This window comes from Acinetobacter sp. HA (assembly GCF_000264725.1).
GTDB lineage: Bacteria > Pseudomonadota > Gammaproteobacteria > Pseudomonadales > Moraxellaceae > Acinetobacter > Acinetobacter schindleri.
Genome location: NZ_AJXD01000006.1, coordinates 16,101 through 40,832 on the forward strand (window position 1 = coordinate 16,101; position 24,732 = coordinate 40,832).

The window sequence follows — 24,732 nt, forward strand, 5'->3', positions numbered from 1 at the left end:
TTTTTTTTATCTTTTGGGGACATTTTTATAGCTAAACCGATAATCAATTTATAAAAAGATAAGTTTTAGGCATTAAAAAAGGCCGGTTTATTCAACCGACCTTTCCGAACAACGTTTGCTGCTCTTCACGAAATTAGTTAACTTCGCGATCTACTAGCTCAACGTAAGCCATCGGTGCAGCATCACCTGCACGGAAGCCCGCTTTAAGAACACGTAGATAACCGCCGTTACGCTCTTTGTAACGAGGGCCAAGAACGGTAAATAATTTACCAACAGTTGCAGCTGAACGAGTACGAGCAAACGCCAAACGACGGTTTGCTACTGTATCGACTTTAGCTAAAGTGATTAAAGGCTCAGCAACACGGCGTAATTCTTTTGCTTTAGGCACAGTTGTTTTGATCAACTCGTGCTCGAACAAAGAGTTAGCCATGTTTTGGAACATCGCTTTACGATGACTGCTTGTACGGCCTAATTTCACACCACTATTACGATGACGCATGGTGATAGTCCTACTTAATTAACGGCTACGATAGGCGAAACGATCGTCCATACGGAGACTAGCTGGTGGCCAGTTCTCTAAACGCATGCCGAGTTGTAAGCCTTTAGAAGCCAGAACATCTTTGATCTCAGTAAGCGATTTTTTACCCAGGTTAGGAGTTTTAAGCAACTCAACCTCAGTACGCTGTACAAGATCACCAATGTAGTAAATGTTTTCTGCTTTCAAACAGTTAGCAGAACGAACAGTTAGCTCTAGATCATCTACTGGACGAAGCAAAATCGGATCAACTTCTTCACGAGGTTCTTGAGCAACAGGAGCTTGATCTTTCTGAAGATCAACAAAGATTGCAATTTGTTGTTGCAAGATTGTTGCCGCTTTGCGGATTGCTTCTTCAGGATCAACTGTACCGTTGGTTTCAAGATCAATGATCAGTTTATCAAGGTCAGTACGTTGTTCTACACGCGCATTTTCTACGATGTAAGACACACGTTTGATTGGGCTATAAGAAGCATCTAACTGTAAACGACCCACTGGGCGAGTCTCGCCTTCTGGGAAACGTGAGTCAGAAGTCTCATAGCCACGGCCTTGAGCCACTTTCAGGCGCATCTTAAGATTGCCTGAAGCACTTAATGTGCCGATCAAGTGTTCAGGGTTAACCACTTCAACATTATGAGGTAAACGAAGGTCAGCCGCAGTTACATCGCCTGGACCTTGTTTCTCTAATGTTAAATAAGCTTCATTTTGATCGAACAGCTTAATAGACAATCCTTTTAGGTTCAGCAAGAGCTCGACGATGTCCTGCTGCAAGCCTTCCAAAGTACTGTACTCGTGCTCAACACCTTCAATCTCAACTTCAACCACAGCAGCGCCAGGCAAAGAAGACAGAAGGATGCGACGTAAAGCATTGCCCAGAGTATGACCAAAGCCACGCTCTAAGGGTTCTAGAATAACTTTTGCCGAGGTCCCGCTTGCCGCTTCGACCTTGATCGCTTGCGGAGTTAGAAACTCATTTGCAGTACGCGTCATATTGCTACCTCAAGGATTATTTAGAATACAATTCTACAATCAAGCTTTCGTTGATTTCAGCAGGTAAATCAGAACGATCCGGTGCAGCTTTGAACGTACCTTCTAGTTTAGAATGATCTACTTCCATCCAAGAAGGAATGCCACGTTGAGCAGCTAATTCAATTGCGTTTTTGATACGTAATTGTTGTTTAGCGCCTTCGTGAACTGCAATCACGTCACCAGCTTTAACTTGGATAGACGCGATGTTAACGCGACGGCCATTTAAAGTGATTGAACGGTGAGATACTAACTGACGAGCTTCAGCACGTGTAGAACCAAAACCCATGCGATAAACAACGTTATCAAGACGGCTTTCAAGTAACTTTAACAAGTTCTCGCCAGTTGCGCCTTTAACACGAGCTGCTTCTTTATAGTAGTTACTAAATTGACGCTCTAAAACACCGTACATACGACGTACTTTTTGTTTTTCACGTAATTGTAGTGAGTACTCAGATTGTTTGCTGCCACGCGCACCACCGTGTTGGCCAGGCGCTTTAGCATGTTTTTTAGTCTTAACGTCAAATGGTTTAACGCCAGATTTTAATTGCAGGTCTGTCCCTTCGCGGCGAGAGAGTTTGCATTTTGGACCAATATAACGAGCCATGAATGTTTCTCCTTACACGCGACGTTTTTTAGGTGGACGGCAACCGTTGTGAGGAATTGGAGTCACATCGGTAATGCTATTAATTTTATAACCCACTGCACCTAAAGCACGAACCGCAGATTCACGACCTGGACCAGGGCCTTTAACAAGGACGTCCAAGTTTTTCAAACCGTAATCCAAAGCTGCTTTACCAGCAACTTCAGCAGCTACCTGAGCAGCGAACGGAGTTGATTTACGTGATCCACGGAAGCCTTGTCCACCTGAAGTGGCCCAAGCCAGTGCATTACCTTGACGATCGGTAATAGTCACAATGGTGTTATTAAAAGAAGCGTGAATGTGTGCAACACCTTCAGAGACGGTACGAGTGACCTTCTTGCGTGTGCGAGTATCTTTAGCCATCTTTTAGCTTCCAGAAATCTTATTTCTTAATTGGTTTGCGCGGACCTTTACGGGTACGTGCGTTAGTTTTGGTGCGTTGACCACGGACAGGCAAGCTGCGACGATGACGAAGACCGCGGTAGCAGCCTAAATCCATTAAACGTTTGATGTTCATGGAAATTTCGCGACGTAAATCACCTTCGGTCGGAACCTTGGCAACTTCTGCACGAATCGCATCAAGCTGAGCGTCATCTAATTCACGGATCTTAGTCGTTGGAGCAATACCTGCAGCAGCTAAGATAGCTTTTGAAGTATGGCGACCAATACCAAAGATATACGTTAGAGAGATAACAGCATGCTTGTTATCCGGAATGTTTACACCGGCAATACGAGCCATTCAATTTTCTCCAAAAAGGCAGTAGAGATAATCAACCGCCCCACAAAAATCTTGAGGGGCGGATAATAACCTAATTCGCCTACTGAAATCAACAGGTCTTGATCAGATTAACCTTGACGCTGCTTATGACGAGGTTCTGCGCTACAAATTACGCGGATAACCCCATTACGACGGATAACTTTACAGCTACCACAAATTTTCTTTACAGAAGCTTGTACTTTCATGATGAAACCTCTAAGTGCGCTATCCCTTAGGATGAGCAGTCGTTTTTCTCATTAATGTTTGATTGTCATACTGGTGCGAAGTGAGATGTGCTTGTAGCTGAGCCATAAAGTCCATCACCACCACTACCACGATTAGCAACGATGTTCCGCCCAAGCTGAATGGAATACCAAACGAGCTCTGCAAGATCATCGGCATTAAACAGATGACAGTGATGTAAATCGCGCCAATGAAGGTCAAACGATTGAGAATATGATCTAAGTAACGAGCAGTTTGCTCACCTGGACGAATACCAGGCACGTAAGCTCCGCTGCGTTTCAAGTTTTCTGACACTTCTTTCGGGCTAAATACTAGCGCAGTATAGAAGTAACAGAAAAAGATAATTAACGCACCAAAGAGCACCAAATACAACGGCTGACCAGGCGACAACACCAATGCCAAATCTTGCAGACTACGCTTGATAATTCCTGCATCAGGATCTGCACTGCCAACCCACTGACCTAAGCTCGCTGGGAACAAAAGCAATGAACTTGCAAAAATTGCAGGAATCACACCGGCCATATTAATTTTTAATGGCAAATGTGTCTGCTGTGCAGTAAATACGCGACGACCCTGCTGCTTCTGAGCATAGTTGACCGGAATACGACGTTGCGCCTTCTCGATAAACACAATTGCTGCAAGCACGGCGATGGATAACAATGCAAATATCGCCAGACCAATAAGACTAGACTGACCATTATCGACAGAAGTCAGGGACTGCATAACCAAAGTTGGCAGACCTGCAACAATACCTGCGAAGATGATCATGGAAATACCATTCCCCACCCCACGCTCGGTAATCTGTTCACCCAACCACATCAGGAACATGGTCCCCGCAACCAATGAGGTTACCGCAGGAACATAAAAAGCCAGACCAGAGGTCAGGGTAATTCCCTGGCTGATCAAGCCCGCGCACATACCGACCGCTTGCACAAATGCAAGGAACAGTGTGCCCTGTCGTGTGTATTGATTTATTTTACGTTTGCCTTGCTCGCCTTCTTTCTTTAAAGCTTCCAGCGAAGGAACGACTGTTGACATCAGCTGCACGATAATCGATGCAGAGATGTATGGCATAATCCCAAGAGCAAGAATAGACATTCGCTCCAATGCACCACCCGAGAACATGTTAAACAAACCAAGGATCGTACCTTGGTTTGCATTAAACAAATTCTCCAGCGCAGCATTGTTAATGCCCGGTACTGGAATATGTGCTCCCAGTCGAAACACCAACAACGCACCAATGAGAAACATCATTCGACGAATAATTTCACGGTATTTCACATGAAATGGTTGGCCTTTCATCATGTTGACATGACCTGAAGAACTAGGAGACATAGACACTGGAGATTACTCCTCGACTTTACCGCCAGCAGCTTCAACAGCAGCTTTAGCGCCTTTAGTCAACACAACACCTTGTACAGTGAATGCGCGAGTAATTTCACCAGAAAGTACGATACGTGCACGAGTCATGTCTTTACGTACAACATTCGCAGCTTTTAAAGTTTCTAGAGACACGATGTCACCTTCAACTTTAGCAAGCTCAGATAAACGTACTTCAGCAGTTTTCAAAGCCTGTTGGCTAGTGAAACCGAATTTAGGCAAACGACGATAAAGTGCTGTTTGACCGCCTTCGAAACCTGGACGAGTACCACCGCTCTTACGTGAGTTTTGACCTTTGACACCACGGCCACCGGTCTTACCAACGCCAGAACCGATACCACGGCCTAGACGTAGGTTGTCACGCTTAGCACCTTCTGCAGGTGCAATAGTATTTAAACGCAGAGTCATGGCTTATTCCTCTACACTAACCATATAGTAGACTTGGTTGATCATACCACGGTTAGATGGAGTGTCTAACACTTCAACAGTATGACCAATACGACGCAGACCTAAACCTTTAAGGCTCAGCTTGTGATTTTTCAAGCGATGCGATGCAGATTTAGTCTGGGTAACTTTAATCGTTTTCATGATTATTACCCTTGAATTTGTTCTACTGAAAGACCACGTTTCGCAGCAACTTTCTCAGGAGAAGTCATGTCACGCAGACCTTTAAAAGTCGCGTTAACTACGTTAGCAGCGTTAGTAGAACCGTAACATTTAGCAAGTACGTTGTGTACACCAGCAGCTTCAAGAACGGCACGCATAGCGCCACCAGCGATTACGCCAGTACCTTCAGAAGCAGGCTGCATGTAAACACGGCTTGCACCGTGACGAGCATTCACAGGGTGTTGTAAAGTCGTACCAGCAAGATCTACAGTGATCATGTTGCGACGAGCAGCTTCAAGTGCTTTAGAAATAGCAGCTGGAACTTCACGTGCTTTACCACGACCAAAACCTACGCGACCATTACCATCACCTACCACAGTCAATGCTGTGAAAGAGAAGATACGACCACCCTTAACAACTTTGGCTACACGATCAACGGCAACCAGCTTTTCAACAAGACCTTCGTTTTGTTCAACTTTAGCCATGATTAGAACTCCAAGCCGTTTTCACGAGCAGCATCAGCCAAGGCTTTGATACGACCATGATATTTGAAACCAGAACGGTCAAATGCAACTTTAGTTACACCAGCTGCCTTAGCGCGTTCTGCGATTAAAGCACCTACTTTTTGAGCTGCTTCAACATTACCAGTTGTACCAGCACGTAGAGTAGCGTCTAATGTAGAAGCTTGCGCTAATACTTTGCCACCATCTGCTGAGATAACTTGAGCATAGATGTGACGCGGAGTGCGGTTTACACACAAACGAGTCGCACCCAATGCACGGATGTGCAAGCGTGTGCTTTTCGCACGACGCAAACGGGATTGTTTCTTTTCGTTCATAAGAACCTCGCGCCTTATTTCTTCTTAGCTTCTTTACGAAGTACAACTTCGTCAGAATAACGAACACCTTTACCTTTATACGGCTCTGGTGGACGGTAACCACGGATTTCCGCAGCAACTTGACCTAATTTTGCTTTATCAGCAGATTTTAGGATAATTTCAGTCGCTGTAGGAGTTTCTGCAGTTACACCTTCAGGAAGGTTGTAGTCAATCGGGTGAGAGAAACCAAGGTTAAGGTTAACAATGTTACCTTTAACCGCAGCTTTATAACCAACACCGATAAGTTGTAACTTACGTTCGAAACCTTCGCTAACACCTTTAACAAGGTTGTTAAGCACAGCGCGAGCAGTACCAGCCTGCATCCAAGCGTCTTTAGATTCAGCTTTAGGAGCAATAACTAGAGTACCGTCTTCCTGTTTTAGCTCGACCAGCGCATGCAGGTTGAAAGACAATGTACCTTTAGTGCCTTTCACTTCGACCTGCCGGCCGTTCTGAGTAACTGCTACACCGTTAGGTACAGTTACTGGGGCTTTAGCCACACGAGACATGAGGAATCACCTATTAAGAAACAAAAGCAATAACTTCACCACCAATGCCTGCAGCACGTGCAGCGCGATCAGTCATGATGCCTTTGCTTGTAGAAACAATTGCAATACCTAAACCTTGCTTAACGCTTGGAAGTGCATCTTTACCGCGATACTGACGTAGACCTGGACGGCTTACGCGTTTCACAGTTTCGATAACTGGTTTGCCTTCAAAATATTTTAACGTAATAGTTAAAGTTGCCTTGCCTTCAACATCAGCAACTTCTACGTTTGAAATGTAACCTTCTTGTTGAAGAACGTTTGCAATAGCAACCTTCAACTTAGAATTAGGCATAGAAACAGTTTGTTTCTTCGCCATTTGTGCGTTACGAACACGTGTTAGCATGTCGGCAACGGTATCTTGCATACTCATTTATAGTGCTCCTTACCAGCTTGCCTTAACAACGCCAGGTACATCACCTTGCATTACTTTTTCGCGTACCATGTTACGGCTTAAACCGAACTTACGGAAGTAACCATGAGGACGACCAGTTAAACCACAACGGTTACGTAGACGTACTGGAGATGCATTACGTGGTAATGCTTGTAATTTCATCATCGCTTCGAAACGTTCTTCGTCTGATGCATTTACGTTAGCAATAACAGCTTTTAATTCAGCACGTTTTGCAGCGTATTTAGCAACAGTAGCTTCGCGTTTCAATTCGCGATTAATCATACCTTTCTTAGCCATTTCGACCTCTTATTTGAACGGGAAGCCGAATGCACGCATAAGCGCACGGCCTTCGTCATCGGTGCGAGCAGTCGTAGTGATGGTAATGTCCATACCACGAATACGGTCAATCTTGTCAAAATCGATCTCAGGGAACATGATCTGTTCTTTAAGACCCATTGAGTAGTTACCACGACCATCAAATGATTTCGCTGAGAAACCACGGAAGTCACGGATACGAGGAATCGCAATAGAGATCAAACGGTCTAAGAATTCGTACATGCGTTCGCCGCGTAAAGTAACTTTACAACCAATCGGCCAACCATCACGGATTTTGAAACCAGCGATAGATTTACGAGCTAACGTAAGTACTGGTTTTTGACCAGCGATAGCTTGCATATCAGAAAGAGCACCATCAAGGAGTTTCTTGTCAGCAGCAGCTGCGCCAACACCCATGTTGATAGTGATTTTAGTGATGCGAGGGATCTCCATCACATTCTTAACACCCAATTGTTCTTGTAATTGAGCTTTAAGTTCGTCGTTGTAACGTGCTTTAAGTCTGGCCATTGCCTTTTTCAACCTATTACTTCGCTACCGCCACTGATTCACCATTTGATTTGAATACGCGAGTTTTCACGCCATCAATCACTTGGTAACCAACACGGTCAGCCTTTTGGGTTGTAGCATTAAAAAGTGCCACGTTTGAGATGTGAAGAGAAGCTTCTTGAGTTACGATGCCGCCTTCAGCGCCAGTAGCTCGGTTAGGCTTCTGATGTTTCTTAACCAGGTTAAGACCTTCTACCTTCACTTGGTCATTTGAAACAGACAGAACAGTACCCTGTTTGCCTTTTTCTTTACCTGCGATCACAATTACTTGATCGCCTTTTTTAATCTTAGCCATGATTGCCTCTTATAGAACTTCAGGAGCCAATGAAATAATTTTCATGAACTGTTCAGTACGAAGTTCACGAGTCACTGGTCCGAAAATACGAGTTGCAATCGGCGCTTTGTTGTTGTTCAAAATAACAGCAGCGTTATCGTCGAAACGAATCACTGAACCATCTGGACGACGGATGCCGAATTTAGTACGAACTACAACTGCATTCATCACGTCACCTTTTTTAACACGTGCGCGTGGAATTGCTTCTTTTACAGTAACTTTAATAATGTCGCCAACAGAAGCATAACGACGATGTGAACCACCAAGTACTTTAATACATTGTACGCGGCGAGCACCACTGTTGTCTGCTACGTCAAGCATAGTTTCGGTCTGAATCATTGCCCTACTCCAAAACCGAGCATCACCGGTCGCAAATTCGAAAGGCTCAAAGAGTACTCGAATTTGACCGATGATGCAACAAGAACGTTAATTACTCAGCAGCTGCTTCAATAACTTCAACTAGAGTCCAAGACTTAGTTTTAGAAATTGGGCGGCTTTCTTTGATTGTTACAACATCACCAGTTTTAGCTGTGTTGTTTTCATCATGAGCATGTAATTTTGTTGAACGGCGGATTGATTTGCCATACAACGGGTGTTGAACACGACGTTCGATAAGCACAACAATAGACTTGTCCATTTTGTCGCTTACTACTTTGCCTGTTAACGTGCGGACTGTTTGTTCACTCATTGTCCGTTCCCCTGTTTTTCGGTAAGGAGGGTCTTGATACGAGCAATAGTCTTGCGAGTTAATTGCACTTCGTGCGATTTACCCAATTGACCAGTTGCTTTCGCCATACGAAGACGGAATTGGTTAAGCTGTTGCTCATCAAGCAAAGCTGTCAACTCTTCTACCGACTTTTCACGTAGATCTTTAGTTTTCATTACATTACCGTCCGAGTCACGATAGTGGTTTTAAACGGAAGTTTAGCAGCTGCAAGCGTAAATGCTTCGCGAGCCAATTCTTCGTTAACACCATCAATTTCGTACAAGACTTTACCTGGTTTGATTTGGCAAACCCAGTATTCCACAGAACCTTTACCTTTACCCATACGAACTTCAAGAGGTTTAGAAGTAATAGGTTTGTCTGGGAAGACACGGATAAAGATCTTACCACCACGTTTAATACGACGGCTGATAGTACGACGCGCTGCTTCAATTTGACGCGCAGTCATTTGACCACGTTCAATTGACTTAAGAGCGATTGTACCGAAAGATACTGAACTACCACGGTGTGCAAGACCAGTGTTACGGCCTTTTTGCACCTTACGGAATTTCATACGTTTAGGTTGCAACATGGATTATTCTCCTTTTTCAGCAGAACGATCATTGCGACGACCACGACGCTCTTGACCTTCACCACGACCGCGACCGCGTTTAGCTGGACGTTCTTCAGCTGGAGCCGGGTTCATGACTTGTTTCATGCCGCCCAAGATCTCACCACGGAAGATCCAAACTTTAACACCAATCGTACCGTAAGTAGTTTCAGCACGCATAGTAGCATAGTCGATGTCTGCACGAAGTGTATGTAGAGGTACACGACCTTCACGATACCACTCAGTACGAGCGATCTCAGCACCACCTAAACGGCCTGAAACTTCAACTTTGATACCTTTAGCGCCAGCACGCATTGTGTTTTGAACCGCACGCTTCATAGCACGACGGAACATTACACGTTTTTCTAATTGAGAAGCGATAGCTTCAGCAACAAGACGTGCGTCTAAGTCTGGACGATCGATTTCGTTGATGCTTACTTGCGCAGGAACACCCATGATAGATGTTAATTCGCGTTGTAATTTCTCAATGTCTTCGCCTTTTTTACCGATCACGATACCAGGACGAGCAGTGCTAATAGTTACTTTAGCAGCGCCTGTAGGACGTTCGATAAGAATATTGCTGATCATTGCATTCTTAAGTTTTTTAGTTAAAAACTCACGAACTTGCAAATCTTTAAGCAAGTATTCAGCGTATTGTTTCGGACTCGCATACCAGTTAGCGTTATGACGTTTCACAACACCTAGGCGGATACCGATTGGATGAACCTTCTGACCCATATCAAACCCCTACCTTAACGGTAATGTGACAAGTACGCTTAGTAATACGATCTGCACGGCCTTTAGCACGTGGCATAATACGTTTCAGGCTCATGCCTTCATCAACGTAGATCGTAGAAACTTTAAGGTCGTCTACATCTAAACTGTTATTGTGTTCAGCGTTTGCAATTGCAGACTCTAACGCTTTCTTAACCAGGACTGCAGCTTTTTTGTTGCTGAAGTTCAAAATGTTAAGTGCGTGCGCAACAGATTTGCCGCGGATAAGATCTGCAACCAAACGAGCTTTTTGTGCCGAGATAGCGGCACCGCGTAATTTAGCAGTTACTTCCATCATAGCACCTATTAACGTTTAGATTTCTTGTCAACACCGTGACCACGGTAGGTACGAGTCGGTGCAAATTCACCAAGCTTGTGTCCAACCATATGTTCAGAGATGATCACTGGAACATGGTTACGGCCATTGTGTACAGAAATTGTTAAACCAACAAAATCCGGGAGGATCATCGAACGACGCGACCAAGTTTTGATCGGCTTACGGTTATTAGCCGCGATAGCCGCTTCAACCTTAGCGAACAAGTGCGCATCGACGAATGGGCCTTTTTTCAGAGAACGAGGCATTGTCAGATTCCTTTACTTGTTACTTAACGCGACGGTCGCGAATAATCATCTTAGTCGTACGCTTGTTGGTACGTGTCTTGTACCCTTTAGCTTTTTGACCCCATGGGCTTACAGGTTGAATACCTTTGCTACGACCTTCACCACCACCGTGCGGGTGATCTACCGGGTTCATCGCCATACCACGAACGGTAGGACGAACGCCACGCCAGCGCGCTGCACCAGCTTTACCCAATGAACGAAGGTTGCTTTCTGAGTTAGATACTTCACCTAACACAGCGCGACATTCAACGTGTACTTTACGCATCTCACCTGAACGAAGACGGATGATAGCGTATGAACCGTCACGACCCAACAATTGAGCAGATGTACCAGCAGAACGTACTAACTGTGCGCCTTTACCGATTTTAAGCTCGATGTTGTGAAGAGTAGAACCGATAGGCATGTTACGAAGTGGTAAGCAGTTACCTGGACGAATTGGAGCATCGTTACCAGATTGTACTGAATCACCAGCACGTAAACCTTTAGGCGCGATGATGTAGCGACGTTCACCGTCAGCATACTTCAACAACGCAATGTGCGCAGAACGGTTTGGATCGTATTCGATACGCTCAACTACAGCTGGGATGCCGTCTTTGTTACGTTTGAAGTCTACGATACGGTAGTGTTGCTTGTGACCGCCACCAACGTGACGAGTCGTAATGTGACCGTTGTTATTACGGCCGCCAGTACGTTTTTAGCTTCAACTAGTGGAGCATAAGGAGCACCTTTGTGAAGATGGTCGTGAACGACTTTCTCTACAAAGCGACGTCCTGGAGACGTTGGCTTACATTTTTGAATAGGCATAGTTTTCGTCCTTATTCCGCTGCGCTTTCAGCGGCATCGCCCAAGTCAGCCATTTCTACATCTTGGCCAGCTTTCAGGGTGACGTATGCTTTTTTAACATCAGAACGACGTCCGATAGTTTTACCAAAGCGTTTAGTTTTACCTTTAGTGATCGTAGTGTTAACTTTAACAACTTGAACACCAAACAATTGCTCAACTGCTTTTTTGATTTCAAGTTTAGTTGCATCAGTAGCAACTTTAAAAACTTGAACACCAGCAGTTTCACCTAAAACTTGTGCTTTTTCTGAGAAAACAGGTCCTTGCAGGACTTGATATAAACGTTCGTTGTTCATCCGAGTTCTACCTCAATTTTCTTAGCAGCAGCTACAGACATAACAACTTTATCGAACGCGATCAAGCTAACAGGATCGATTGCAGTCGCATCAACCACATCTACGTGTGGAAGATTACGAGCAGCTAGATACAAGTTCTCATCAACAGCATCAGTAACGATCAATGCACGAGTCGCATTTAAGTCGTTAAGTTTTGCAAGCAATTCTTTAGTTTTTGGAGCTGCAACAGCAAACTCTTCAACTAAAACTAAGCGATCTTGACGAACAAGTTCAGCTAGGATGCATTGCATAGCACCGCGGTACATTTTACGGTTTACTTTTTGAGACCAGTCTTGTGGACGAGCAGCAAAAGTTTTACCACCGCCAACCCAGATTGGGCTACGAATAGAACCAGCACGAGCGCGGCCAGTACCTTTTTGACGGAATGGTTTTTTACCACCGCCAGAAACGTCTGCGCGTGATTTTTGAGCTTTAGAACCTTGACGACCACCAGCTAGGTAAGCTGTAACAACTTGGTGTACAAGAGCTTCATTAAATTCACGACCGAACGCAACTTCTGATAATTCAACAGCAGAGCCGGAAACAGTATTTAAATTCACGTTATTTCCCCTCAGGCCTTGATCGTAGGACGAACAGTTACGTCGCCACCAGTAGCACCAGGAACCGCGCCTTTAACTACTAGAACTGAACGTTCAGTGTCGATAGCAACGATTTCAAGACCCTGTGTAGTTACGCGTTCAGCACCTAAATGGCCAGCCATTTTTTTGCCTTTGAACACGCGACCAGGAGTCTGGTTTTGACCTGTAGAACCTAGAACACGGTGAGAAACAGAGTTACCGTGAGTAGCATCTTGAGTACGGAAATTCCAACGCTTAACACCACCTTGGAAACCTTTACCTTTAGAAGTACCAGTTACGTCAACGATTTGACCTACTTGGAACAACTCAACAGTAAGCGTACCACCAACTTCACGACCTTCAAGCTCAGCTTCTGAAACGCGGAATTCTTGAACCAGACGACCAGCAGCAACACCCGCTTTAGCAAAGTGACCTTTCTGAGCGTTAGTTACGCGAGATTCGCGACGTTCACCAGTAGTGATTTGAATCGCTTGATAACCATCAGTTTCAAGCGTTTTGATTTGAGTGATGCGGTTAGGATCAACCTCAATCACTGTAACAGGCACAGAAACACCAGCATCTGTAAAGATACGTGTCATACCGCACTTGCGACCGACTAAACCAATAGCCATGTGCATAAACCTCTAAAAAAGCGGCCTAATTAACTTAGAGCGTTAATTAACCCGAAAGCCTTAACCCAATGCGATCTGTACATCAACACCAGCTGCAAGATCTAACTTCATCAATGCATCTACAGTTTTGTCTGTAGGTTGAACGATGTCGATCAAACGCTTGTAAGTACGGATTTCGTACTGGTCACGCGCGTCTTTGTTTACGTGTGGTGATGTTAAAACGTTAAAACGTTCAATGCGTGTAGGCATTGGAATTGGACCACAAACTTGTGCGCCAGTACGTTTTGCTGTTTCTACGATTTCTTGAGCTGATTGATCAATTAGACGGTGATCAAAAGACTTAAGACGGATACGAATTCTCTGGTTAGACATACCAGTAAACTCCAAGCCAAATATATAAAGAATCACTCTTGACGCATCTCACCCCACTAATTTTTGAGGTAAGTGTCAAGAGCAGTGAATTATCACTAAGGTCATGATCGATGCCACGACTGTAACGATAGTTAACTACTTTCTTCGCAGTTAACATCCTTCCTATCGAAGGGTGGCTTATTATAGCCATTGTTTAATGCATAAGCAAATGCCTTTTATAGTTTTCGTCTGCAAATCAATTTGGTTGCTAAATCAAGAGTTTGTTTTTCACCCGTCAAGCTGATTTCTCTACCACATATTCGATTGCGCGATTTAGTATTTGATTTCCTTCAATAAAATTAGATTTTGGGCTTTTTCTGAGCTCATGCACAGGCTGCACATATTTTCCTGAAAATTTTAGCAACTCATCTTCATCTTCTAAAAACAGGGCCAAGGTTTCCGGGGTTATTTCTGGATGGAACTGGAAACCGAGAACATTTTTGCCTAATTGATACATCTGGTTGCGACAGGCTTCATTTTCTGCCAGATGTACTGCCCCTTTGGGAATTTCAAAGGTCTCGCTATGCCACTGCATGATCCGGAATTTCTCAGGCAAACTAAAACAGTCTGCTGGCACATTGGCCACTTTACTGACAGACATCCACCCCAGTTCCTGTTCTGGATTATAACTGACTGCTGCCCCCAAGGCATTGGCAATCAGCTGTCCGCCTAGACACAAACCAATCGCTGGCTTCCCCTGAGACAAGTAACGACGTAACCAGCGTTTTTCAATCTTTAACCACGGATAATTTGCTTCATCATTTACACTCATGGTCCCGCCCATAATAATGAGCAAATCTACTTCTTCTACTGCAGGTAGCGCTTCTATTTCCAAAGGACGATCCACAGGTAAAGCAAAGAATTCAGTCGCTGTAATTTGCGCCTGATGCTGCTTTAAAAATTCATGACAACTACCGTAACCTTCACCAGCAATATGCTGAAAATAATGTACTCGTAAATGCGACTTCATGCGCTCGAACCTGTTCTTGTATCTATATAGGCTAGGTTTTGCAAAAATGAAGCCAACTTTTTATTTTATGTGAGGTTTTTAAACAATTGATAACGCAAGTAGCGCTAAAGCAAAGATTCTCTTAAGCTAAAGCTGTTTTTGACTCCAGATATGAGCTGCAGCATGAAAAAAAATCCTCAAACCGCCCTGATTCATGCACCACGAAAGGCCCCTCAGTACATTTCGACGGTTCAACCTCCCCTCTATCGTGCATCAACCATTATTTTTAACAATACCGATGCCCTGTTTAATCGCCATTGGACCGATGATTATGACTATAGCTATGGCACACATGGTACCCCAACCACATTTACCTTAGGCGATAACATTGCCCAGCTCGAAGGTGGGCTCTATCACCTGCTTGCACCTAGCGGTTTATCTGCGATTAATCTCGTGAATTCCTGCTTTTTAAGTCAGGGAGAGGAAGTTTGGGTACCGGACAATATTTATGGCCCAAACATGGAGCATCTACGCAACCTGGAAACACGTTATGGCATTCAGGTACAAGTTTATAATCCATTATGCCTGGAAAGCTTTAATCCTTCAGATAAAGCCAAACTAATCTGGCTGGAAGCAGCTGGCTCAGTCACACTGGAATTTCCGGATTTAAATGGCCTCGTGAAGAAAGCTCAAGCACACAATATTCTGACTGCACTGGACAATACCTGGGGCGCGGGTCTGGCCTTTAATGCCTTTGATTTTGGTGATGAACACCTGAGTGTAGATTTATCCGTACATGCGCTGACCAAATATCCAAGCGGTGGTGGTGACATTCTGATGGGTTCAGTGGTCACGCGTGATAAAGAACTGCATCACAAACTGTTCCGCGCACATGCCATTCAAGGCATTGCTGTCTCAGGTGATGATGTTGCTCAGGTGCAACGTAGTCTTGCTTCCATGCAGCTGCGTTATGCCCATCAATCCAGTAGTGCACTCAACATTCTCACCTGGTTAAAACAGCAAGCGGAGTTTGTGCAGGTACTGCATCCAGCCGATCCGCATAGCGCAGGCCATCAATACTGGAAAGAAATTTGCAAGGAAGGTCATAGTGCCGGCCTGGTCAGTGTAATTTTTGACAGTAAATATGAACTGCAAGATATCCGCAATTTTTGTGACAGCTTAAAACTGTTTAAGCTTGGTTTTAGCTGGGGTGGTCCTGTTAGCCTGGTCATGCTATATAACTTAAAAGATATGCGTGTGCTTGAACATTCACATTTGAAAGAAGGCTTCCTAGTACGCTTCTGTATTGGTCTAGAACATCCGGAAGATCTGATTGAAGACATTCAACACGCACTACAAAACATGAAAAAAGTTAAAAATGAATAAATAACAATAGGAAATTATATGGGTACACCAATCGTAATCGCTAAAAAAACCGCCGATACCACCCAGGATATCGTGCTGCATTCTCAGCTTGCCAACCGCCATGGTCTGATTGCCGGTGCAACCGGTACTGGCAAGACCGTGACATTAAAGGTACTGGCAGAAAGTTTTTCCCGAATTGGTGTACCTGTATTCTTGGCCGATGCCAAGGGCGATGTTTCCAGCTTGGCGAAAGCTGGGGAAAGTAATCCCAAATTTGATGAACGCATTAAAAGCCTGAATATCGAGTCCATCCCTTTTTCAGCGTCGCCTGTGGTGTTCTGGGATTTATTTGGCGAGCAAGGCCATCCGATTCGCACCACCATTTCCGAGATTGGCCCTCTCCTTCTTGCCCGTATTTTGAATCTGAACGACACTCAGGAAGGTGTGCTCTCTGCCATTTTCCGTATTGCTGATGATCAGGGACTATTACTGATCGACTTTAAAGATCTAAAGGCCATGATTAGTTATGTCAGCGAACATGCCGCAGATTTTAAAGCGGACTATGGCAATCTGTCTCCTGCCAGTCTGGGCGCGATTCAACGCAATCTGCTTGCCTTGGCTGATCAAGGTGGTGAGCAATTCTTTGGTGAACCAGCGCTGGATCTGATGGATTTTTTACAAACCGACAGTCAAGGTCATGGCAATATCAACTTGCTTGCTGCTGACAAGCTGATGAATACACCCAAGCTATATGCCACCTTCCTGCTGTGGATGCTTTCAGAGCTGTTTGAACAGTTACCGGAAGTCGGCGACCTGGATAAACCTAAACTGGTGTTCTTCTTTGATGAAGCCCATTTGCTATTTGATAATACTAGCCCTGCCTTGCAAGAAAAGATTGAACAGGTGGTGCGTTTGATTCGTTCTAAAGGTGTGGGGATTTACTTTATCACCCAGAATCCACTCGATTTACCAGAAAGCGTTTTAGGTCAACTCGGCAATCGGGTTCAGCATGCTTTACGTGCTTTTACCCCTAAAGACCAAAAAGCGGTAAAAACGGCGGCAGATACTTTTCGAGCTAATCCAGAATTTAAAGTTCAGGATGCTATTACCGAACTGGCTGTCGGTGAAGCACTGATTAGCTGTCTGGATGAAAAAGGCACACCGCAAATTGTAGAACGCGGCTGGGTGATGCCGCCACACTCCTCTTTTACCCCCATTTCTCCTGAAGAACGCAAAACTTTAATGCAACAAAGCATTGTGGCTGGGATTTATGAACAGCAAGTTGATCGTGACAGTGCGCATGAAATACTGCAAAACAAAGTCACTGAACGCCAGCAACAGCTTCAGGCTGCGGAACTTGCCAAACAGCAAGCCAAAGAACAAGAAGCGTATGCCAAACAAGTCGCAAAAGAGCAGGAAACATTTGCTAAGCAGCAAGCCCGCGAACAGGAACGTCTTGCACGCGAACAGCAGAAAGAAGCTGAACGTGCAGCGAAACAGCGTGAAAAGTTCACCCAAGACATTGTTGGCACCTTTGCCAAAAGTGCCGCACGCACTTTGGGTAGCACTACCGGCCAGAAAATTGTCCGTGGTTTATTAGGGTCATTATTTGGTAAGAGATAACCCTCCTTTCTCCGATTATTTTCTTTATTTTTATGGGATATTTTAATATCCCATAATTTTTTCATGGTTTTTACTTAAAGATGTATTGTAAATATATCTTTAAAGATGTATTTTAAATACATCTTATAAATAACAGCCATGAGAGATCTGCTATGACTCCACAGCAAATTGACCTAGTAAAAGCTACAGTACCTGTGCTTCGTGAAAATGGGGTTGCTTTAACCGGTTATTTTTACAACCGGATGTTAAACAATAACCCTGATCTAAAAGAAACCTTCAACATGGGTCACCAGCGTAGCGGTGCTCAGGCGCAAGCCTTGGCAGGTGCAGTTTTAGCATATGCTGAAAATATCGAAGATCCTTCTGTGTTATTACCTGTGGTTGAACTCATTGCGCATAAACATGTCAGCTTAAATATTAAAGCACCTGATTACGGCATTGTTGGGGAAAACCTGCTGCATTCAATCAGTGAAGTACTCAATATTTCTATGGATGATCCACTGATTGATGCGTGGGCTACTGCATATGGACAATTAGCAGACCTGTTCATTGCGACTGAAAAAGCGATTTATGATCAACATGAACAGACTAAAGGTAGCTGGTTAGGCTGGCGCAATTTCAAGATTGCCAAAAAAGTAATAGAAAGCGAAGAGATCACTTCGTTCTACCTGGCACCAGTCGATGGCGGACCATTACCGAAGTATGAAGCAGGTCAGTATATTTCTGTACGTGTGTTTGTGCCTGAACTGAATTTGAGACAACCACGTCAATATACGCTTTCAACTTGTCCTCAAGATGAATACCTGCGTATTTCAGTGAAGCGTGAAGATCAAAAAGGTGATTTGGTTCCAGGCTGGGTATCTAACACTTTACATAGCTTGGCAGAAGGCTCAGAAATTGAAGTGTCTGCACCAACAGGCAATTTCTACCTGATTGATCCAAACAAACGTAATGTATTTATCAGTGGCGGTGTAGGCTTAACTCCAATGGTAGCCATGCTAAATCAGTTGGTAACTCTGGATATGCCACAACCTGTGACTTTCATTCATGCCTGCCGTAGCAAACAGGTGCATGCCATGAAACAGCACATTCATGATTTGAAAGCCAAATACCCACGTTTAAGCACGCTGACTGCTTACGAATTCCCGCACCAAGGTGACAAACTGGGTGAAGACTATGATGTAGCAGGCCGTCTGGATCTGAGTACAGTTGATCGTGCTTTATTACCAGAAAATGCTGATTACTATCTATGTGGCCCAATGCCATTTATGGCAGAACAACACAAAGCGCTGGTTGCACGAGGCATTCCTGCTGAGAATATTCACAGTGAAGCCTTTGGTACTGGTGGCGTTCGCCACTAAGCAGTCAGCTTAAACTGAAATCAAGCAAGGGCTAGTCTGGCTGTGTTAGACTAGCCCTGCTTTGTATGAAAACTCTAGATTTATAATGCAGTTAAATAAATTTACCGATTACGCCTTACGGATTCTCATGTACATCGCTCAGCCGAAAGAAGTGCCGTATACCATTGCGGAACTCGCGAATGAGCTGCAGGTGTCAGAGAACCATACCATGAAAATCGTACATTTTATGGCAAAGCAGGACTGGCTCATCACTACTCGTGGGCGAGGCGGCGGCATTCGCATGAATCCGCTCACCTTAAAAATACCATTGGGTCAAATCGTGCGTATCCTGCAACAGGATAGCCAAGTGGTAGAATGCAATACCCCACCCTGTGTGCTGCGTAAAAATTGTGGTTTAAAAGGCATTTTAGATGATGCCGTAGAGCAGTTTTATGCCAGCCTGGATCAATATACGCTCAGTGAAGTGGTAACACCACTGCAAGGTCATTACAGCATCCAGTCACCAATCGGCCTGATCAATCTTTAGTTTTCACTTTCTGCTTACCAAGTCTTGCATTGAAAGTTCGCTTGCCCAAGCGACTTCCTTTATAATAGCTGCTTGTAAATTTAAGTTTGAAGTTGAGCCATGCACCACAGCAGAGGAAAATCGAAAAACAGTAAGGCAGCTGCTGCCCCAAAGCAAAAGATTAGCTATACCAAAAAAGTCGATCCTGCGATTACTGAATACTCTGTGCGCTCGCTCAATTGGCTGCGCAAAGCTGAATTTTTAATGAGTGCACCCAAACTTAATCTGTGTGTTGAAGATACAGGTTATGAAGTGGCATTCGCCGGTCGCTCCAATGCAGGTAAATCCAGTGCCATCAATGCGCTGACCAATCAGAAACAATTGGCACGTGCTTCGAAAAGACCGGGCCGTACCCAGATGATTAACTTCTTCAGCCTCGGCAATCCAGACCAGCGTCTGGTCGACTTACCCGGTTATGGTTATGCAGCTGTACCTGAAAAAATGAAACTGGTCTGGCAGAAAGAACTAGAAAATTACCTGATTCACCGTAAGAGCTTGCAAGGTCTGGTGCTGTTGATGGATATCCGTCATCCACTACAACACTTTGATGTGATGATGCTGGAATGGGCCTATTCACGTCACCTGTTCGTGCATGTCTTGTTGACCAAATCAGACAAGCTGAATCGTGGTCCTGCGTCCAAAGCCCTGCAGGAAGTCAAAGCAACATTAAATAAAATGAAGCTGAACTTCTCGATTCAATTATTTTCCTCTTTAAATAAAGAAGGTCTGGAAGAACTGGCAAGTGTGATGGCCGGTCGTCTGAACTTTACCTTGGATCAACCAACGGAATTTGATCTGGATAGTATTCCAGAAGCGTCAATCCATGATTTAAACGAAGCTGATGAGCCGATTGAATCTGTTGAACTAGAAGATGAAACTGACTCAGACCAAGATCATGAAATCACTGCAAGTGAATTAAACAATCTGGATGAGCCGGTTGAATCTGATCAACCAGAGATTGTTGAACAAGAACAGCCAAAATAAGCCCGATGTGATCCAAGTGACAAAATAATGTCCCGTATTGCCTGCAGCGATTCGGGACATTTTTTTCATACTATATTGATCAAGCAGTGATGGATCCACCCATGTCTTTACTCTCACGATTTAAAACAACAAAAATTGGCTCTTCAATTTCCTATTTTATCCAACCACGCAAAGTTAAGTTTAAATGGCAGGCCACCCCAATTGACTGGATTCCAAATCAGCCTTTCGCCAGTTACTTTGTGAATGAAATTAATAATATTCTGCCGGCCGGTGAATTCTGGTTCTGTCGCTTGTATAACAAGGTTCTCGCTCAGATCACCGACGAAAAATTAAAGCATGATGTACAGGCTTTTATCCGTCAGGAAGCCATGCATGCTCAGGCACATAATTCGGCCAATAAAGAGTATCTATCTGAACGCCAGATTGATATCCAGCGTAATCTGGACATTATGGATTTCCTGTTCAATCAATTGCTGGCCGATCAGCCGCTTGGTCTGAAAATTCCTAAAATCGCAGAACATCAATGGGATCTGTTCCGGCTTGGTATCGTCGCGACTGTAGAGCATATGACCTGTGTCCTTGGAAAATATGCGCTCTATAACACCGAATGGGAACGGCTTGGTGCTGATACAAATATGCTAGATCTGGTGAAATGGCATGGCGCAGAAGAAATTGAGCATCGCAGTGTAGCATTTGACTTATATCGTCATCTCGGTGGCGGTTATATCGCCCGCTACTATTTAAGTGTGGTGGTGATTATTGGGTAATTGGTCTGTGGGTCGACGGTACAGCACACTTGTTGGCACAAGACCCTCGTTTTAAGCAGCTGAAACCCACGGTGTATAAACCCTGGATCTGGAAAGAATGGTTGCGTATTTCACAGCAGGACAATCGTTTGCTACCGAATCCCCTATGGCTGGTTTCTCAGCAGCTCGGCTACCTGATGCCATGGTATGACCCGGTGCATGAAGGCAGTACCGATGATGCTCTATATTATCTTGAGCATTCCCCTGCGGCCAAACGGGCAGGTTTAAAAGTCGCCTAAGCTCTCCTCTTATTACAATTTCTAACAGCAGGGATCATTTCCCTGCTTTTTATTTGACCTAAGATAAAGCTACAGACATGACCCTAAGGATGAGCTCATGCAAGCACGGATTTCAGTGATTACACTCGGTGTTCGCGACCTGGAGGCTGCACTACGCTTTTATTGTGATGGGCTGGGCTTTCCCAGTAAAGGCATTGTTGGCAAAGAATTTGAATATGGCGCAGTCGCATTTATTGAACTACAGGCTGGATTAAAACTGGCTTTATGGCCGCAAAGCAGCATCCAGCATGATACCGGACTCGAACCGAGTCTGATGTGTCCCACGCAAATGACCTTGGGACACAATGTGTATAGCCCATTAGATGTCGATCAGGTCATGACTCAGGCTGAAAAAGCTGGAGCCAAGATTGTGAAAGCTGCACAGGCCACATTTTATGGCGGCTATGCAGGCTATTTTCAGGATCCAGATGGACATCTGTGGGAGGTGGTTTTCAATCCTCAACTAGAGATGGACTGATCCAGCTGCGGTTCACGGGTATGTCGGTCAACCACGACACTGATCATCATATCACCCTGCACATTCACCACAGTCCTGACCGTATCAAGCAATCGGTCAATCGGCAACAGGATCGCAATAGCTTCTGCCGGCAAGCCAACTGATTGCAGTACCATGATCATGGTCACCATCCCGGCACTTGGAATACCCGGTGCGCCTAAAGATGCAATCATTGCTGTGGCACACACGACCAATTGCTGCCCCAACGTCAGATCAAGTCCCATGAGGTTGGCAATAAACAAAGCTGCTGCAGCTTCATACAGTGCCGTACCATCCATGTTCAGCTGAGTTCCAAGCGGAATGACAAAGCCTGCCGTATGTGGACGTACTCCCAGATTTTCCTGGGCACATTTCATGGATAATGGCATGGTTGCAGAACTGGAACTGGTCGCAAAAGCGGTAATCAAGGCTGCACGAGTGCCTTTAAAAAAGGTAATCGGGTTCATTTTCCCGAAGATCCACAACAATAATGGTAGAACTACCAGACCGTGGAAAATAGTGGTGCCCGTTACTACCGCAGCAAACTCTGCCAGACGGCTCAGCACCGAAATATCTTCAGTGGCAATCAGCTTGGCCAGTAGCGCAAAAATCCCGAATGGCGCCAGTTTCATGACCCAGCCAATCATCAGCATCATGATGTCAAAAAACTGCATACTGAGCTTACGCACCGTCCGAAACTTGTCTCCCCCTGCCACCAGTGCCACACCGACAAAGAGTGCAAAGACCACCACTGCCAGCACATTACCATCGGCAAAGGCCTTAAACGGATTGATCAGGGTATTCTGAATAAAGTTGGTAAAGAATGAAGACGGCGTTAAGGTATCCGGAGTTTTATGCTGAGCCATGGCATCCTGAAACATTACTACATCGACACCCTTGCCCACATCAAACAGATGGGCACAAGCCAATCCCAAGATTAAAGCCAGGGTGGTCGTGGTGACACAGCATGCCAAGGTAATTTTCCAGGTTCGGCTCAGCTGACCACCAGCTTGCAGATTCGATACTCCAACCACAATCGAGCTAAAGATCAGTGGAACCAACAACATTTTTAGCAAACCAATAAAGATGCTGCTCATGATACCCAGACTATACAGGCTGAGCTCTTCAAACGTGGTTTGCGGGAAAAGATTTAATAAAAAACCAAACAGGACACCCAATACTGCGGCAACTAGAATCTGCGTATTTAAGCTCATCTTCATGGACATTTTAATATCGAACTTATCCGGCACTATGCCATGCAAGTTTCGGATAATCGAGTAAAATTTTATAAACGCTTTACAGCAAAATATCTTTTATTATTCATTTAATCCATATGGTGATGTACCGAATTTTGGCACGCGATGTGCTTAATCAGTGCAATAAGCTGGTTTTATACAAAGGAAATATACGTTCATGAAAAAAATGATCATTGCTATTGCACTCATTTGCAGCATCGGGCAGGTTTTTGCACATTCTTCGGGCGGTAAAGAACAGCAAGGCTGCCATAAGCATTCAAGCAATGATGTGCCACATTGCCACTAACTTCAAATCACACCCAATAAAAAAGCCGGAACTCTAATCCGGCTTTTTTTATTTTAAATCTTACTGGGTTTCAATTTCCCGCAGACGGATGAGACCTTCCTGGGTTGTACTACAGACCAGTTCTCCATTCTGCCACATACGACCGAAGTTCAGGCCACGTGAGCTGGCACTCACTGTCGCATCCATGTCGTAAAGCATCCATTCATCGGCCCGGAATGGCTTATGGAAATACATGGCATGGTCGATGCTGGCACATTGCAGGTTTGGTGAAATATAGCTCAGACCATGTGGACGCAATGCTGTCGTCATCAAGGTAAAGTCTGAGTAGAAGGCAGCAATCGCCTGATGCAGCGAAACCTCATCAACTTCCGGAGCGACTTGGCCATGGGTACGGATATAGTGCGCATAATTTGGCGCTTCCGGTTGCGGCTGGAATGGATTCACCGGCATCACAGGACGAATTTCTACATGGCGATCACGCATAAATGAAGCACGGACATTTTCCGGTACGAATTCAACAATCTGATGCTTCAGTTCTGCCTCATTTTTCAGGCTGTCGACTGAGGGATATTCTGGTTCAGAAATCTGATAGTTCAAGCCTTCTTCTGGTTCGGCAAAAGACACCATACACATAAAGATAGTACGGCCATGCTGAATCGCACGCACCTGACGACTGGCAAAACTCTTGCCATCACGAATACGATCTACTTCATAGATAATCGGTGCATTGACATCTCCTCCAAACAGGAAATAGGCATGCAATGAATGTGCTGGACGATCTGTCGTATAGGATGCAGCACGCAAAGCCTGTCCTAATACCTGCCCACCGAATACGCGCTTGCCTACCAGGTTACGGCTAATTCCACGGAAAATATTCTCTTCCAGCTTTTCCAGGCTAAGCAATTCAACCAGTTCTTGTGTTAAGACATTCATAGGCAACCTATACGATGTTCGGGATATCCAAAATTGGAAAAATAACAATGTGCTTCATTTCTGGTAATATTCTGCCATAAATTCTGAGTAAATCCCTAGAGATT

At 44.6% G+C, this 24,732-nt stretch carries 35 protein-coding genes and 4 pseudogenes; 8 read left to right on the forward strand and 31 right to left on the reverse strand.

Annotated elements, in window-relative coordinates:
* Nucleotides 1–133 precede the first annotated feature (133 nt).
* From rplQ to HADU_RS01670, 29 genes and pseudogenes are all read right to left on the reverse strand, one after another.
* Nucleotides 134–499: a 50S ribosomal protein L17 gene (gene rplQ, locus HADU_RS01535; protein ID WP_004786886.1), complete on the reverse strand. Its 366-nt coding sequence runs from the start codon at nucleotides 497–499 to the stop codon at nucleotides 134–136.
* An 18-nt stretch (nucleotides 500–517) separates the two neighbouring features.
* Entirely contained in the window at nucleotides 518–1,525 is a 1,008-nt protein-coding gene (locus tag HADU_RS01540; protein ID WP_008302649.1) for a DNA-directed RNA polymerase subunit alpha, read from the reverse strand.
* A 16-nt stretch (nucleotides 1,526–1,541) separates the two neighbouring features.
* Nucleotides 1,542–2,168: a 30S ribosomal protein S4 gene (gene rpsD / locus HADU_RS01545; RefSeq protein WP_004809780.1), complete on the reverse strand. Its 627-nt coding sequence runs from the start codon at nucleotides 2,166–2,168 to the stop codon at nucleotides 1,542–1,544.
* 12 nt (nucleotides 2,169–2,180) lie between these two features.
* Entirely contained in the window at nucleotides 2,181–2,567 is a 387-nt protein-coding gene (gene rpsK, locus HADU_RS01550; RefSeq protein ID WP_001040166.1) for a 30S ribosomal protein S11, read from the reverse strand.
* Between the two features lie 19 nt (nucleotides 2,568–2,586).
* On the reverse strand, nucleotides 2,587–2,943 hold the full coding sequence (rpsM, locus tag HADU_RS01555; protein ID WP_004281492.1) for a 30S ribosomal protein S13: 357 nt from the start codon (nucleotides 2,941–2,943) through the stop codon (nucleotides 2,587–2,589).
* Nucleotides 2,944–3,050: 107 nt separating this feature from the next.
* Nucleotides 3,051–3,167, reverse strand: coding sequence for a 50S ribosomal protein L36 (gene rpmJ, locus HADU_RS15175; protein WP_000867907.1), 117 nt, complete (start codon nucleotides 3,165–3,167; stop codon nucleotides 3,051–3,053).
* A gap of 19 nt (nucleotides 3,168–3,186) precedes the next feature.
* The gene (secY, locus tag HADU_RS01560) at nucleotides 3,187–4,506 is read right to left on the reverse strand and encodes a preprotein translocase subunit SecY (protein WP_171056626.1); all 1,320 of its coding nucleotides are present in this window, start codon (nucleotides 4,504–4,506) and stop codon (nucleotides 3,187–3,189) included.
* Nucleotides 4,507–4,551: 45 nt separating this feature from the next.
* On the reverse strand, nucleotides 4,552–4,992 hold the full coding sequence (gene rplO / locus HADU_RS01565) for a 50S ribosomal protein L15 (RefSeq protein ID WP_004809786.1): 441 nt from the start codon (nucleotides 4,990–4,992) through the stop codon (nucleotides 4,552–4,554).
* A gap of 3 nt (nucleotides 4,993–4,995) precedes the next feature.
* Complete coding sequence (gene rpmD, locus HADU_RS01570; protein ID WP_004809788.1) at nucleotides 4,996–5,172, reverse strand: 50S ribosomal protein L30; 177 nt, start codon at nucleotides 5,170–5,172, stop codon at nucleotides 4,996–4,998.
* 5 nt (nucleotides 5,173–5,177) lie between these two features.
* Nucleotides 5,178–5,675, reverse strand: a complete 498-nt coding sequence (gene rpsE, locus HADU_RS01575; RefSeq protein ID WP_004657688.1) for a 30S ribosomal protein S5 — start codon at nucleotides 5,673–5,675, stop codon at nucleotides 5,178–5,180.
* A gap of 2 nt (nucleotides 5,676–5,677) precedes the next feature.
* Nucleotides 5,678–6,028 carry a 50S ribosomal protein L18 gene (gene rplR, locus HADU_RS01580; RefSeq protein ID WP_004281497.1) on the reverse strand — a complete coding sequence of 117 codons (351 nt, stop codon included), beginning with the start codon at nucleotides 6,026–6,028 and terminating at the stop codon, nucleotides 5,678–5,680.
* A 14-nt stretch (nucleotides 6,029–6,042) separates the two neighbouring features.
* Nucleotides 6,043–6,576, reverse strand: a complete 534-nt coding sequence (gene rplF / locus HADU_RS01585) for a 50S ribosomal protein L6 (protein WP_004809790.1) — start codon at nucleotides 6,574–6,576, stop codon at nucleotides 6,043–6,045.
* A gap of 13 nt (nucleotides 6,577–6,589) precedes the next feature.
* On the reverse strand, nucleotides 6,590–6,985 hold the full coding sequence (gene rpsH, locus HADU_RS01590; RefSeq protein ID WP_004809793.1) for a 30S ribosomal protein S8: 396 nt from the start codon (nucleotides 6,983–6,985) through the stop codon (nucleotides 6,590–6,592).
* A gap of 12 nt (nucleotides 6,986–6,997) precedes the next feature.
* Entirely contained in the window at nucleotides 6,998–7,303 is a 306-nt protein-coding gene (rpsN, locus tag HADU_RS01595; RefSeq protein WP_004809795.1) for a 30S ribosomal protein S14, read from the reverse strand.
* 9 nt (nucleotides 7,304–7,312) lie between these two features.
* Nucleotides 7,313–7,849 (reverse strand): 50S ribosomal protein L5, encoded by a 537-nt coding sequence (rplE, locus tag HADU_RS01600; RefSeq protein WP_004809796.1) that lies wholly within the window; start codon nucleotides 7,847–7,849, stop codon nucleotides 7,313–7,315.
* 16 nt (nucleotides 7,850–7,865) lie between these two features.
* On the reverse strand, nucleotides 7,866–8,183 hold the full coding sequence (gene rplX / locus HADU_RS01605; protein ID WP_004809797.1) for a 50S ribosomal protein L24: 318 nt from the start codon (nucleotides 8,181–8,183) through the stop codon (nucleotides 7,866–7,868).
* Nucleotides 8,184–8,192: 9 nt separating this feature from the next.
* A complete protein-coding gene (gene rplN / locus HADU_RS01610) occupies nucleotides 8,193–8,561 on the reverse strand; it encodes a 50S ribosomal protein L14 (protein WP_001982634.1) in 369 nt (122 codons plus the stop codon).
* Between the two features lie 91 nt (nucleotides 8,562–8,652).
* A complete protein-coding gene (gene rpsQ / locus HADU_RS01615) occupies nucleotides 8,653–8,910 on the reverse strand; it encodes a 30S ribosomal protein S17 (RefSeq protein ID WP_004809803.1) in 258 nt (85 codons plus the stop codon).
* Nucleotides 8,907–9,104 (reverse strand): 50S ribosomal protein L29, encoded by a 198-nt coding sequence (rpmC, locus tag HADU_RS01620; protein ID WP_004786915.1) that lies wholly within the window; start codon nucleotides 9,102–9,104, stop codon nucleotides 8,907–8,909. Before rpmC ends, rpsQ begins: the two co-directional genes overlap by 4 nt.
* Nucleotides 9,104–9,517 carry a 50S ribosomal protein L16 gene (gene rplP, locus HADU_RS01625; RefSeq protein ID WP_004809805.1) on the reverse strand — a complete coding sequence of 138 codons (414 nt, stop codon included), beginning with the start codon at nucleotides 9,515–9,517 and terminating at the stop codon, nucleotides 9,104–9,106. Before rplP ends, rpmC begins: the two co-directional genes overlap by 1 nt.
* Nucleotides 9,496–10,273 (reverse strand): annotated as a pseudogene (gene rpsC / locus HADU_RS01630) (30S ribosomal protein S3). Before rpsC ends, rplP begins: the two are co-directional and overlap by 22 nt.
* Before the next feature lies 1 nt (nucleotide 10,274).
* A complete protein-coding gene (gene rplV, locus HADU_RS01635; RefSeq protein ID WP_001982638.1) occupies nucleotides 10,275–10,604 on the reverse strand; it encodes a 50S ribosomal protein L22 in 330 nt (109 codons plus the stop codon).
* 11 nt (nucleotides 10,605–10,615) lie between these two features.
* Nucleotides 10,616–10,891 (reverse strand): 30S ribosomal protein S19, encoded by a 276-nt coding sequence (rpsS, locus tag HADU_RS01640; protein ID WP_004673001.1) that lies wholly within the window; start codon nucleotides 10,889–10,891, stop codon nucleotides 10,616–10,618.
* Nucleotides 10,892–10,910: 19 nt separating this feature from the next.
* A pseudogene (gene rplB / locus HADU_RS01645) lies at nucleotides 10,911–11,734 on the reverse strand (50S ribosomal protein L2).
* Nucleotides 11,735–11,745: 11 nt separating this feature from the next.
* A complete protein-coding gene (gene rplW, locus HADU_RS01650; protein WP_004809809.1) occupies nucleotides 11,746–12,066 on the reverse strand; it encodes a 50S ribosomal protein L23 in 321 nt (106 codons plus the stop codon).
* The gene (gene rplD / locus HADU_RS01655) at nucleotides 12,063–12,665 is read right to left on the reverse strand and encodes a 50S ribosomal protein L4 (RefSeq protein ID WP_004786925.1); all 603 of its coding nucleotides are present in this window, start codon (nucleotides 12,663–12,665) and stop codon (nucleotides 12,063–12,065) included. Before rplD ends, rplW begins: the two co-directional genes overlap by 4 nt.
* 11 nt (nucleotides 12,666–12,676) lie before the next feature.
* Nucleotides 12,677–13,315: a 50S ribosomal protein L3 gene (gene rplC / locus HADU_RS01660; protein WP_004809812.1), complete on the reverse strand. Its 639-nt coding sequence runs from the start codon at nucleotides 13,313–13,315 to the stop codon at nucleotides 12,677–12,679.
* A 60-nt stretch (nucleotides 13,316–13,375) separates the two neighbouring features.
* Nucleotides 13,376–13,687 carry a 30S ribosomal protein S10 gene (gene rpsJ / locus HADU_RS01665; protein ID WP_000070912.1) on the reverse strand — a complete coding sequence of 104 codons (312 nt, stop codon included), beginning with the start codon at nucleotides 13,685–13,687 and terminating at the stop codon, nucleotides 13,376–13,378.
* 274 nt (nucleotides 13,688–13,961) lie between these two features.
* Nucleotides 13,962–14,696: a type 1 glutamine amidotransferase gene (locus HADU_RS01670; protein WP_004896130.1), complete on the reverse strand. Its 735-nt coding sequence runs from the start codon at nucleotides 14,694–14,696 to the stop codon at nucleotides 13,962–13,964.
* 162 nt (nucleotides 14,697–14,858) lie between these two features.
* Here HADU_RS01670 and HADU_RS01675 point away from each other — a divergent pair, with 162 nt between their 5' ends.
* From HADU_RS01675 to HADU_RS01705, 7 genes and pseudogenes are all read left to right on the forward strand, one after another.
* Nucleotides 14,859–16,061 (forward strand): PLP-dependent transferase, encoded by a 1,203-nt coding sequence (locus HADU_RS01675; RefSeq protein ID WP_004896132.1) that lies wholly within the window; start codon nucleotides 14,859–14,861, stop codon nucleotides 16,059–16,061.
* Between the two features lie 18 nt (nucleotides 16,062–16,079).
* Nucleotides 16,080–17,663, forward strand: coding sequence for a helicase HerA-like domain-containing protein (locus HADU_RS01680; RefSeq protein WP_008302997.1), 1,584 nt, complete (start codon nucleotides 16,080–16,082; stop codon nucleotides 17,661–17,663).
* A gap of 152 nt (nucleotides 17,664–17,815) precedes the next feature.
* On the forward strand, nucleotides 17,816–19,024 hold the full coding sequence (gene hmpA, locus HADU_RS01685; RefSeq protein WP_008302999.1) for an NO-inducible flavohemoprotein: 1,209 nt from the start codon (nucleotides 17,816–17,818) through the stop codon (nucleotides 19,022–19,024).
* 85 nt (nucleotides 19,025–19,109) lie between these two features.
* Complete coding sequence (locus HADU_RS01690; RefSeq protein ID WP_008303001.1) at nucleotides 19,110–19,550, forward strand: RrF2 family transcriptional regulator; 441 nt, start codon at nucleotides 19,110–19,112, stop codon at nucleotides 19,548–19,550.
* A gap of 99 nt (nucleotides 19,551–19,649) precedes the next feature.
* Nucleotides 19,650–20,426, forward strand: a pseudogene (gene yihA / locus HADU_RS01695) (ribosome biogenesis GTP-binding protein YihA/YsxC); the annotation flags it as partial.
* A gap of 248 nt (nucleotides 20,427–20,674) precedes the next feature.
* Nucleotides 20,675–21,618, forward strand: a pseudogene (locus tag HADU_RS01700) (metal-dependent hydrolase).
* A 97-nt stretch (nucleotides 21,619–21,715) separates the two neighbouring features.
* Nucleotides 21,716–22,135, forward strand: a complete 420-nt coding sequence (locus HADU_RS01705; protein ID WP_008303005.1) for a VOC family protein — start codon at nucleotides 21,716–21,718, stop codon at nucleotides 22,133–22,135.
* Here the strand turns inward: HADU_RS01705 and HADU_RS01710 are convergent.
* Nucleotides 22,117–23,367: a dicarboxylate/amino acid:cation symporter gene (locus HADU_RS01710; protein ID WP_034592078.1), complete on the reverse strand. Its 1,251-nt coding sequence runs from the start codon at nucleotides 23,365–23,367 to the stop codon at nucleotides 22,117–22,119. The genes HADU_RS01705 and HADU_RS01710 overlap by 19 nt on opposite strands.
* A gap of 199 nt (nucleotides 23,368–23,566) precedes the next feature.
* Here HADU_RS01710 and HADU_RS15715 point away from each other — a divergent pair, with 199 nt between their 5' ends.
* On the forward strand, nucleotides 23,567–23,695 hold the full coding sequence (locus HADU_RS15715; protein ID WP_193759965.1) for a YHYH domain-containing protein: 129 nt from the start codon (nucleotides 23,567–23,569) through the stop codon (nucleotides 23,693–23,695).
* A gap of 60 nt (nucleotides 23,696–23,755) precedes the next feature.
* On the opposite strand, the gene HADU_RS01715 is transcribed toward HADU_RS15715, so the two are convergent.
* Nucleotides 23,756–24,628, reverse strand: coding sequence for an acyl-CoA thioesterase (locus HADU_RS01715; RefSeq protein WP_004809832.1), 873 nt, complete (start codon nucleotides 24,626–24,628; stop codon nucleotides 23,756–23,758).
* Nucleotides 24,629–24,732: the final 104 nt, after the last annotated feature.

Excerpts from the sequence above, each read along its gene's own strand:
- rplQ (WP_004786886.1), bottom strand. The coding sequence starts at position 499 with ATGCGTCATCGTAATAGTGGTGTGAAATTAGGCCGTACAAGCAGTCAT.
- HADU_RS01540 (WP_008302649.1), bottom strand. The coding sequence starts at position 1,525 with ATGACGCGTACTGCAAATGAGTTTCTAACTCCGCAAGCGATCAAGGTC.
- rpsD (WP_004809780.1), bottom strand. The coding sequence starts at position 2,168 with ATGGCTCGTTATATTGGTCCAAAATGCAAACTCTCTCGCCGCGAAGGG.
- rpsK (WP_001040166.1), bottom strand. The coding sequence starts at position 2,567 with ATGGCTAAAGATACTCGCACACGCAAGAAGGTCACTCGTACCGTCTCT.
- rpsM (WP_004281492.1), bottom strand. The coding sequence starts at position 2,943 with ATGGCTCGTATTGCCGGTGTAAACATTCCGGATAACAAGCATGCTGTT.
- rpmJ (WP_000867907.1), bottom strand. The coding sequence starts at position 3,167 with ATGAAAGTACAAGCTTCTGTAAAGAAAATTTGTGGTAGCTGTAAAGTT.
- secY (WP_171056626.1), bottom strand. The coding sequence starts at position 4,506 with ATGAAAGGCCAACCATTTCATGTGAAATACCGTGAAATTATTCGTCGA.
- rplO (WP_004809786.1), bottom strand. The coding sequence starts at position 4,992 with ATGACTCTGCGTTTAAATACTATTGCACCTGCAGAAGGTGCTAAGCGT.
- rpmD (WP_004809788.1), bottom strand. The coding sequence starts at position 5,172 with ATGAAAACGATTAAAGTTACCCAGACTAAATCTGCATCGCATCGCTTG.
- rpsE (WP_004657688.1), bottom strand. The coding sequence starts at position 5,675 with ATGGCTAAAGTTGAACAAAACGAAGGTCTTGTTGAAAAGCTGGTTGCC.
- rplR (WP_004281497.1), bottom strand. The coding sequence starts at position 6,028 with ATGAACGAAAAGAAACAATCCCGTTTGCGTCGTGCGAAAAGCACACGC.
- rplF (WP_004809790.1), bottom strand. The coding sequence starts at position 6,576 with ATGTCTCGTGTGGCTAAAGCCCCAGTAACTGTACCTAACGGTGTAGCA.
- rpsH (WP_004809793.1), bottom strand. The coding sequence starts at position 6,985 with ATGAGTATGCAAGATACCGTTGCCGACATGCTAACACGTGTTCGTAAC.
- rpsN (WP_004809795.1), bottom strand. The coding sequence starts at position 7,303 with ATGGCTAAGAAAGGTATGATTAATCGCGAATTGAAACGCGAAGCTACT.
- rplE (WP_004809796.1), bottom strand. The coding sequence starts at position 7,849 with ATGGCCAGACTTAAAGCACGTTACAACGACGAACTTAAAGCTCAATTA.
- rplX (WP_004809797.1), bottom strand. The coding sequence starts at position 8,183 with ATGGCTAAGATTAAAAAAGGCGATCAAGTAATTGTGATCGCAGGTAAA.
- rplN (WP_001982634.1), bottom strand. The coding sequence starts at position 8,561 with ATGATTCAGACCGAAACTATGCTTGACGTAGCAGACAACAGTGGTGCT.
- rpsQ (WP_004809803.1), bottom strand. The coding sequence starts at position 8,910 with ATGAGTGAACAAACAGTCCGCACGTTAACAGGCAAAGTAGTAAGCGAC.
- rpmC (WP_004786915.1), bottom strand. The coding sequence starts at position 9,104 with ATGAAAACTAAAGATCTACGTGAAAAGTCGGTAGAAGAGTTGACAGCT.
- rplP (WP_004809805.1), bottom strand. The coding sequence starts at position 9,517 with ATGTTGCAACCTAAACGTATGAAATTCCGTAAGGTGCAAAAAGGCCGT.
- rplV (WP_001982638.1), bottom strand. The coding sequence starts at position 10,604 with ATGGAAGTAACTGCTAAATTACGCGGTGCCGCTATCTCGGCACAAAAA.
- rpsS (WP_004673001.1), bottom strand. The coding sequence starts at position 10,891 with ATGCCTCGTTCTCTGAAAAAAGGCCCATTCGTCGATGCGCACTTGTTC.
- rplW (WP_004809809.1), bottom strand. The coding sequence starts at position 12,066 with ATGAACAACGAACGTTTATATCAAGTCCTGCAAGGACCTGTTTTCTCA.
- rplC (WP_004809812.1), bottom strand. The coding sequence starts at position 13,315 with ATGGCTATTGGTTTAGTCGGTCGCAAGTGCGGTATGACACGTATCTTT.
- rpsJ (WP_000070912.1), bottom strand. The coding sequence starts at position 13,687 with ATGTCTAACCAGAGAATTCGTATCCGTCTTAAGTCTTTTGATCACCGT.
- HADU_RS01670 (WP_004896130.1), bottom strand. The coding sequence starts at position 14,696 with ATGAAGTCGCATTTACGAGTACATTATTTTCAGCATATTGCTGGTGAA.
- HADU_RS01675 (WP_004896132.1), top strand. The coding sequence starts at position 14,859 with ATGAAAAAAAATCCTCAAACCGCCCTGATTCATGCACCACGAAAGGCC.
- HADU_RS01680 (WP_008302997.1), top strand. The coding sequence starts at position 16,080 with ATGGGTACACCAATCGTAATCGCTAAAAAAACCGCCGATACCACCCAG.
- hmpA (WP_008302999.1), top strand. The coding sequence starts at position 17,816 with ATGACTCCACAGCAAATTGACCTAGTAAAAGCTACAGTACCTGTGCTT.
- HADU_RS01690 (WP_008303001.1), top strand. The coding sequence starts at position 19,110 with ATGCAGTTAAATAAATTTACCGATTACGCCTTACGGATTCTCATGTAC.
- HADU_RS01705 (WP_008303005.1), top strand. The coding sequence starts at position 21,716 with ATGCAAGCACGGATTTCAGTGATTACACTCGGTGTTCGCGACCTGGAG.
- HADU_RS01710 (WP_034592078.1), bottom strand. The coding sequence starts at position 23,367 with ATGAGCTTAAATACGCAGATTCTAGTTGCCGCAGTATTGGGTGTCCTG.
- HADU_RS15715 (WP_193759965.1), top strand. The coding sequence starts at position 23,567 with ATGAAAAAAATGATCATTGCTATTGCACTCATTTGCAGCATCGGGCAG.
- HADU_RS01715 (WP_004809832.1), bottom strand. The coding sequence starts at position 24,628 with ATGAATGTCTTAACACAAGAACTGGTTGAATTGCTTAGCCTGGAAAAG.